We start from the raw sequence: 7,609 nt of genomic DNA on the forward strand, positions 1-7,609 counted from the left end.
CAGAAACGCATGAGCAGTGAGTCCCTCGTCGGCTGCATAAGCCGCGATCCGGTCCCGTAGCGTCTTGGGCACCTTGATGGTCGTTACGTCGGGCATACGAGTCAGGATACCTAGTGTATGCCAGAACAGCATACATGTTGGGTATGCAACATTGCATTTTTGCGGCGGCCAAGCCCCGTTGGCCGCGCACGCCAACATCGGCTTCTTCCTGGAGACCCTCCTTAGACCCGCTAAGGTTTCCAAAGAGTGTTCCCAAACCGCATGAAAACGGCCCCCGGAGTGATCTCCGGGGGCCGTTTTACCTAGTAGCGGGGACAGGATTCGAACCTGCGACCTCTGGGTTATGAGCCCAGCGAGCTACCGAGCTGCTCCACCCCGCGACGGGTATCTGTCAGGCTACCGAATGTGCGGCGGACCTGCCAAGTCGGCGGGGCGCCAGCGTGCCGGTGAGACATGCAGCAGCTCAGCGTTGTGACGCACCGGCCCGCCGGCCTCGGTGAGTGCCCGCACATCGTGGTCCACCTGGGCTACTTGGAGTGCATCAGCGGCGGGGCTGCGCGCTTCAGCAAGGGCGTGAGCGCTTGCTGCGATGTCGCCGTTGCCGGCAACATCGATGCGGAGATTGCGGACACGGATATCGGCCAGACGGCCTCAACGATCGGTGCCCGCCCACGCGGCCAGCGAGGCGAGCAGCGGGCTGGCGAGCCACGGTAGATTACACCCTGTTATGCTATTTTCTTCATATGGCTTTGAACATCAAAGACGCCCAGACCGAAAACCTGGCAACTCAACTCGCGCAGCGGCTCAACACCACCAAGACCGCCGCGATCCGTGACGCGCTCCGTGCGCAACTGGCCCTGCTGGAATCACATGATCACGAACGCCTCGCCCAGGCTCTCGACGTGCTTCGCCTCGAAGTCTGGCCACTGACAGCAGGGTCCGCGCCGATCACCAAACAGGATCGCGAAGCCATCCTCGGCTACGGTGCACAAGGGTTCAACGAGTGATCGTCGACACTTCAGCCCTGGTCGCACTCATCACGAACGAGCCCGAGGCTGTGCAGATCGCCACGGCACTGATCGGCGCCCGAGACCCAGTGATCGCCGCACCGAGCGCGACGGAATGCCTGATCGTGCTCACCAGCCGTCTCGGGCCGAGAGGGCGCACCGCCTACGAGCGCATCCGCGCGGAGTTCAACATCGGGGTCGGCGCGTATACCGAGGACCACGTCGTTGCGGCCCTACAAGCCTTCACCCGATTCGGAAAAGGCCAGCACCCGGCTGGACTCAACTTCGGCGACTGCATGACGTACGCCGCCGCCTTTGTCAGCGGCGAGCCCCTCTTAGCAATAGGCGACGACTTCCCCAAGACCGACCTGGAGTTCCGTGGGGGGATCGTCGGCTCGTGGCCGCGCTGACGCGTACGGCCTGTACCAACCCGGGGCGCCAGCGTGCGTGAATACGGTCTGCTGTCGGCGTGTCGGACCGGGAACACGCACGCTCGCCACAGCACGCACGCTCGGCGGCGCAACACCGAGGCGCTACTGGGCGTTGTTGAACTTGTTGATGGCGTCTTCGAGTCGTTGCAGCGCCGCACCGTAATCGGCAAAGTCGCCTTTCTTCTGCGCGTCTCGTGCCGCCGCGATCGACGTCTGGATCTCCTGCAGCGCGGCGGCCTTGGCCGGCGACAGCGTGGCGGCGGCGGGCGGCGACGGTGGAGTCGCTGGAGCCCCAGCCGGCGGCGCGGAACCGTCGGCGGGCGGCGACGCGACCCGCGGCGGATTGGCGGGTGCGCCGGCATCGGTGGGCGCGATCCGGGTCGCGGCAGCCCCGGCACCCGGTCCGAACAGTTCGGTGAGCGCGTCACCGACGGTGGGCCCGTAGCCGATCTTGTCGTTGTACATCATCGCCACCCGGATCAGCCGCGGGTACGATGAGGACGCGTCGCTGGCACCCGGGGATGCGTATACCGGTTCGACGTAGAGCAGCCCACCCTCGGTTACCGGCAGGGTGAGCAGGTTGCCCCACTTGATCCGGTTCTGGTTGTCACGCCCGATCACGCCGAGGTCTTGCGACACCGCGGGGTCGGTGGTGATCGCGTTGTTGGCCAGTTTCGGTCCGTTGACCTGGCCGGGGATGGTCAACACGGTGATCTTGCCGTACGTCGCTGGGTCGCAGCTGGCACTGATGTAGGCAGCCAGGTAGTCCCGCTTGAACCTGTTCATCGCGCTGGTCAGCTGGTATGAGGCTGAATTATCGTCTTTGGCAAGGTTTTTGGCGACGATGTAGTACGGCGGTTGATAGCTGCTGGCGGTCGGATTGGGGTCCAGCGGCACGTCCCAGAAATCCGATGTCGAGAAGAACGTGACCGGATCGTTGACATGGTATTTCGCCAACAGCATCCGTTGCACCTTGAACAGATCTTCCGGATAGCGCAGATGTTTTGCCAGTTCGGGCGAGATGTCGCTTTTCGGTTTGACCGTCCCCGGGAAGACCTTCATCCACGACTTGAGCACCGGGTCCTGTTCGTCCTGCTGATACAGCGTCACCGTTCCGTCGTAGGCGTCGACGGTGGCTTTGACCGAGTTGCGGATATAGGACACCCGTTTGTCGGGCAGCAGTCGGTTGAACTCCACCTCGTTGGAGTCAGCGGTCGCCGACGACAGCGAGGTGAGTTCGGAGTAGGGGTAGTTGTCCAGCGTGGTGTAGCCGTCGATGATCCACACCAACCGCTTATTGACGACCGCCGGGTACAAGGTGCTGTCGGTGGTCAGCCACGGTGCCACCGCCTTCACCCGGCGGGCCGGGTCGCGGTTGAACAGGATCTTGCTGGCCGAACCGATCACGGACGAGAACAGAAAGTTACGCTCGGCGAATTTCGCGGCGAACACGCTGCGTGACAGCCAGCCACCGATTGGCACGCCGCCGTCACCGGCGTAAGTGTAGTTCTTGGTCTCGGTGTTGGTTTCGTAGTCGTATTCGCGGTCGGCGCCGTTGCGCCCGACGATCGCGTAGTCGGCGGGGGTGTCGGCGATCACGGGGCCGTAGTAGATGCGCGGCTGCTCCAGGAAGGCCGGTCCGTCGGAGACCACAGTGCCGTTGGCGCCGACGACGTTGACCAAAAATTCCGGATAGCCGCCGTTTTGGTTGGGGTCGTTGGCGATACCGCGCACCGTGTTGGCCGGCGAGGCGATGAATCCGTTGCCGTGGGTGTAGACGGTGTAGCGGTTGATCCAGTCACGCTGGTTGTCGATCAGCCGGTCCGGGTTGAGTTCCCGGGCCGCGACGACGTAGTCGCGCAGGTTGCCGTCCCGGCCGAGATAACGGTCGATGGTGAGCCGGTCGGGGAAGAAGTAGAAGTTCTTGCCCTGCTGAAACTGGGTGAATGCGGGGCTGACGATGGTCGGGTCGAGTAGCCGGATGTTCGAGGTGGTGGCCGCATCAGCAGCGACCTGTGCCGCGGTCGCGCGGGCGTCGCCGCTGTAGTTGCGATAGCTGACCACGTCGCGGGTCAACCCGTAGGCCTGCCGGGTCGCGGTGATATTGCGCGAAATGTATTCGCTTTCCTTCTGGGCGGCATTGGGTTTGACATTGATCTGCTCCACAACCAGTGGCCATCCGGCACCGACAATCAGCGACGACAACAACAGCAGCACCAGGCCAATAGCGGGAATCCGCAAGTCCCGCAGCATGATCGCCGAGAAAACCGCCGCAGCGCAGATCAACGCGATCGCCAGCAGGATCAGTTTGCCCGGCAGCACCGCGTTGATATCGGTGTAGCCGGCGCCGGTGAAGGGCTTGCCGGCCCGGGTGTGGCTGAGTAGCTCATATCGATCCAGCCAGTAGGCGGCAGCCTTGAGCAGCACCAGCGAGCCGGCCAAGCTGACCAATTGGATGCGTGCCGGACGACTCAGCGCACCGGTGCGACCGGACAGCCGGATACCACCGAAGATGTAGTGCGTCACCAGGTTCGCCAAAAACGCCAGGAAAACCGCCACCAACAGATAGCTGACCACCAGCCGGTAGAACGGCAGGTCGAATGCGTAGAAACCGAGATCCTTACCGAACTGCGGATCAGCTACCCCGAAGTCGCTGCCGTGCAGGAACAGCTGGATACGCACCCAGTCGGTCTGCGCGATGATGCCGGCCAGCAGGCCGATCGCCGTTGGGATCCCGATTCCGAACAACCGCAGCCGCGACGTCACCACGATCCGGTAGCGCGCCACCGGATCGTTGCCCCCGCCGGCGGGAACGAACACCGGCCGGGCCCGGTAACCGAGCGCCAGGCCGGCGAACACGATGCTGCCGACAACCAGCCCCACCACCGCGAACACCACCAGGCGAGTGACCAGCACGGTGGTGAAAACCGGCCGGTAGCCCAGCTCGCCGAACCACAGCCAGTCGACGTAACCGTCGATCAGCCGCGGCCCCACCAACAGCAGCGCGATCACGGTCAGCGCGATCGCGACCAGAATCCGGCTACGCCGAGTAAGCTTCGGCATCCTCGCCGCGGGTCGCATACCCACTTGCTTGTTCTTCCTGATTCTTCCCGCTCGGTTCGTCCCGACGGCCACAACTGTACGCAAGCCCGGCCGGCCCGGCGCCGGCTAGCAGGTGGGCGGCTGGCCGCCGGAGGTTATCGCGTGCAGCGCGTCCACCGCCTGACCGAGGTTGTCTACCTTGACCAGTTGCAGCCCGTCATTGTCGGCGCGTGCCTCGTAGCAGTTGTCCGACGGCACCAGAAACACCGTCGCACCGGCCTCGCGCGCCGCGGCCATCTTGTGCGAAATCCCCCCGATGGCACCCACGTCGCCGTTGGCCTTGATGGTGCCGGTGCCGGCGACGAAGTTGGACCCCACCAGGTTGCCGGTGGTGAGTTTGTCGACGACGGCCAGGCTGAATATCAGTCCCGCCGACGGCCCGCCCACATTGGCGAGGTTGAAGTCGATCGTGAACGGTGCCCATGGCGCGTCCAGCACCGCGATGCCCAAAAACCCGTGATCGCCGTGTTTGTTCTCACCGTTCTCACCTGGGTTCTCACCCAGCGTGATGCGCGCGGTACCGGGCGGGGCGTTCTTGCGGCGGTAGTCGATCGCCACCCCCTGGCCCGGCTTGGTGTTCTTCAGCAGCGCGGTGAACTGCTCCACATTGGTCACCGGCGTGCCGTCGACCGCCTGCACGGCGTCGCCGGGCTGCAGCACCCCTGCGGACGGCCCGGGATCGTGCACCTCTGCCACGGTGACCGACGGCGGGTAGTGCAGGTGGCCCAGGGCGGCGTATTCGGCGCTCCGTTCGGATTCCTTGAAGTCGGCGTTGCTGTCCTCGTCGACTTCTTCCCGCGACTTGCCCGGAGGATAGACCAGGTCGCGGGGCACCAACTGTTCGCGCCCGGAGAGCCACAGGGTCAGCGCCTCGCCCAGCGTCAGGCCGTCACGCTGGGACACGGTGGTCATGTTCAAGTGGCCGGTGGTCGTATGCGTCGGGGTGCCCTGGATGTCGACGACCTCCCTGCCGTCGAACGTGCCGAGCGTGTCGAACGTCGGGCCCGGACCCAGCGACACGAAGGGCACCGTCACAACCGCCAGCAGCATGCCGAAAGCCACAACCGGCACCAGGGCCACCAGCAGCGTCAGAATCCGCCTGTTCACTCGGGGTATCGTAAACGGGGCCGACTTCGACCCGGTCGACTGCGGTTCACTCGCTTCGGTGACCGTTGCTCGCGCGTCCCCGGTGCGGTCGGTACCGTTGGGTCTATGGCTGACCTGCCTTTCGGCTTCTCCTCCGGAGATGACCCCGACCGCGAGCAGCCCGACGACGGACATCCTTCCGGTTCCGGTTCGAGCTCGGGCTCAGCCGACGCGTTCGGTGTGGGCGGCGGTTTCAGCGTCGCCGACCTGGGCCAGATCTTCACCCAGCTGGGCCAGATGTTCAGCGGGGCCGGCACCGTGATAGCAGGTGGCTCTGGTTCGCAAGCGTCCGGGCCGGTCAATTACGAGCTGGCCCGGCAACTGGCGTCGAACTCGATCGGGCCGGTCGAGCCGATCCCGGCGGCAACGAACACCGCCGTCCGCGACGCGGTGCACCTGGCCGATACCTGGCTGGACGGTGTGACATCGCTGCCCGCCGGCACCAGCGGCGGCGTCGCCTGGACACCCAAGGACTGGGTCGACAACACCCTGCACACGTGGCGCAGGCTGTGCGACCCGATGGCCGAGCAGATCTCCTCGGTGTGGGTGTCGGCGCTGCCCGAGGAGGCGAAAAGCATGGCCGGGCCGCTGCTGGCGGTGCTGTCGCAGGTCGGCGGAATGGCTTTCGGCTCGCAACTGGGCCAGGCGCTGGGCCGGCTCTCCCGGGAAGTGCTGACCTCCACCGACATCGGCTTGCCGCTGGGCCCGACGGGGGTGGCCGCACTGCTGCCCGGCGCGATCGAGTCGCTGTCGGCTGGCCTGGGACAGTCGCGCAGTGAAATCCTCACCTTCCTGGCCGCCCGCGAGGCCGCCCATCACCGGTTGTTCAGCCATGTGCCGTGGCTGACCAACCAGCTGCTCAACGCGGTGGAGGCCTACGCCAGGGGGATGAAGGTCGACGTCCGGGGCATCGAAGAGCTGGCCCAGGGCTTCAACCCCTCCTCGCTGAGCGATCCGGGCGCCATGGAGGAACTGCTGAACCAGGGCGTTTTCGAGCCCAAGGCGACCCCGGAACAGTTGCAGGCCCTGCAACGCCTGGAGACATTGCTGGCGTTAATCGAGGGCTGGGTGCAGACTGTGGTCACTGCCGCGCTGGGCGAACGGCTTCCAGGAGTTGCCGCATTGTCTGAAACGCTGCGCCGACGGCGTGCCACCGGAGGCCCGGCCGAGCAGACATTCGCCACCCTGGTCGGTCTGGAGCTGCGGCCCCGCAAAATGCGCGAGGCAGCGGTGCTGTGGGAGCGGTTGACCCGGTTGACCGGGTTGACCCCAGCCACCGGGATCGACGCCCGCGACCGGGTCTGGCAGCACCCCGACCTGCTGCCCGGACCCGAAGATCTCGACGAGCCCGCTGCTTTCATCGACCGCGTCATCGGCGGCGACACCAGCGGAATCGACGGTGCCATCGACCGGGCAATCGCCGAGTTCGAGAAGGATTCCGGCGACACCCCGCACGAGTGAGCCGCAGCCTTCTCCGATACCTGGTTTATCGCCGGAGATCTCGACGTGTCAGCATCTAGGCCATGAGTGCGCGTCACGTTGTTCGCATCCCCGGTGCTTTTGGTGTTTCAGCGCTGGTGGCGTGGGCGCTGCTAAGCGTACCCACTGGGATTCCTTCGGCGGCGTCCGCACCGTGCCCCGACAGCGAGGTGGTTTTCGCCCGCGGCTCCGGTCAACCCGTCGGTCTGGGCGATGTCGGGCAGGCGTTCGTGGACGCGATCAGGTCGCAGGTTCCCGGCCGATCGATCGCGGACTACCCGGTCGACTACCCAGCGAGCCACGACTATCGCAACAGCGCATTGGTCGGTGCCGGCGACGCGAGCGCTCACATCGAGAGCGTGGTGGCCAACTGCCCCGACACCAAACTCGTGCTGGGCGGGTATTCCCAGGGCGCGAGCGTGATCGAACTCGCCACCGATTCGC

At 65.4% G+C, this 7,609-nt stretch carries 7 protein-coding genes and 1 tRNA gene; 4 read left to right on the forward strand and 4 right to left on the reverse strand.

Annotated features, from left to right (window positions below; genetic code table 11):
• Positions 1-306 precede the first annotated feature (306 nt).
• Both AC2VON_RS04720 and AC2VON_RS04725 read right to left on the reverse strand, forming a co-directional pair.
• Positions 307-380: transfer RNA gene (locus AC2VON_RS04720), tRNA-Met, on the reverse strand.
• A 16-nt stretch (positions 381-396) separates the two neighbouring features.
• Positions 397-522, reverse strand: coding sequence for a hypothetical protein (locus AC2VON_RS04725; protein WP_486951903.1), 126 nt, complete (start codon positions 520-522; stop codon positions 397-399).
• 221 nt (positions 523-743) lie between these two features.
• On the opposite strand from AC2VON_RS04725, the gene AC2VON_RS04730 reads away from it, so the two are divergent.
• On the forward strand, positions 744-1,007 hold the full coding sequence (locus AC2VON_RS04730; RefSeq protein ID WP_486951904.1) for a type II toxin-antitoxin system VapB family antitoxin: 264 nt from the start codon (positions 744-746) through the stop codon (positions 1,005-1,007).
• On the forward strand, positions 1,004-1,417 hold the full coding sequence (locus AC2VON_RS04735; RefSeq protein ID WP_486951905.1) for a type II toxin-antitoxin system VapC family toxin: 414 nt from the start codon (positions 1,004-1,006) through the stop codon (positions 1,415-1,417). The genes AC2VON_RS04730 and AC2VON_RS04735 overlap by 4 nt, the downstream gene beginning before the upstream one ends.
• Positions 1,418-1,540: 123 nt before the next feature.
• Here the strand turns inward: AC2VON_RS04735 and AC2VON_RS04740 are convergent, their stop codons facing one another.
• Together AC2VON_RS04740 and AC2VON_RS04745 are read right to left on the reverse strand one after the other, a co-directional pair.
• Complete coding sequence (locus AC2VON_RS04740; protein WP_486951906.1) at positions 1,541-4,525, reverse strand: UPF0182 family protein; 2,985 nt, start codon at positions 4,523-4,525, stop codon at positions 1,541-1,543.
• Positions 4,526-4,606: 81 nt separating this feature from the next.
• Complete coding sequence (locus AC2VON_RS04745; protein WP_486951907.1) at positions 4,607-5,647, reverse strand: YlbL family protein; 1,041 nt, start codon at positions 5,645-5,647, stop codon at positions 4,607-4,609.
• A 105-nt stretch (positions 5,648-5,752) separates the two neighbouring features.
• On the opposite strand from AC2VON_RS04745, the gene AC2VON_RS04750 reads away from it, so the two are divergent.
• Both AC2VON_RS04750 and AC2VON_RS04755 read left to right on the forward strand, forming a co-directional pair.
• A complete protein-coding gene (locus AC2VON_RS04750; protein ID WP_486951908.1) occupies positions 5,753-7,147 on the forward strand; it encodes a zinc-dependent metalloprotease in 1,395 nt (464 codons plus the stop codon).
• 62 nt (positions 7,148-7,209) lie between these two features.
• Positions 7,210-7,609: cutinase family protein (locus AC2VON_RS04755; RefSeq protein WP_486951909.1), on the forward strand; the 400-nt coding region annotated here is incomplete at its 3' end.

Source organism: Mycobacterium sp. TH-M82 (assembly GCF_057473605.1).

Bases quoted from the DNA above. Each gene is read 5' to 3' on its own strand.
- AC2VON_RS04730 (WP_486951904.1), top strand. From the start codon at position 744: ATGGCTTTGAACATCAAAGACGCCCAGACCGAAAACCTGGCAACTCAA.
- AC2VON_RS04750 (WP_486951908.1), top strand. From the start codon at position 5,753: ATGGCTGACCTGCCTTTCGGCTTCTCCTCCGGAGATGACCCCGACCGC.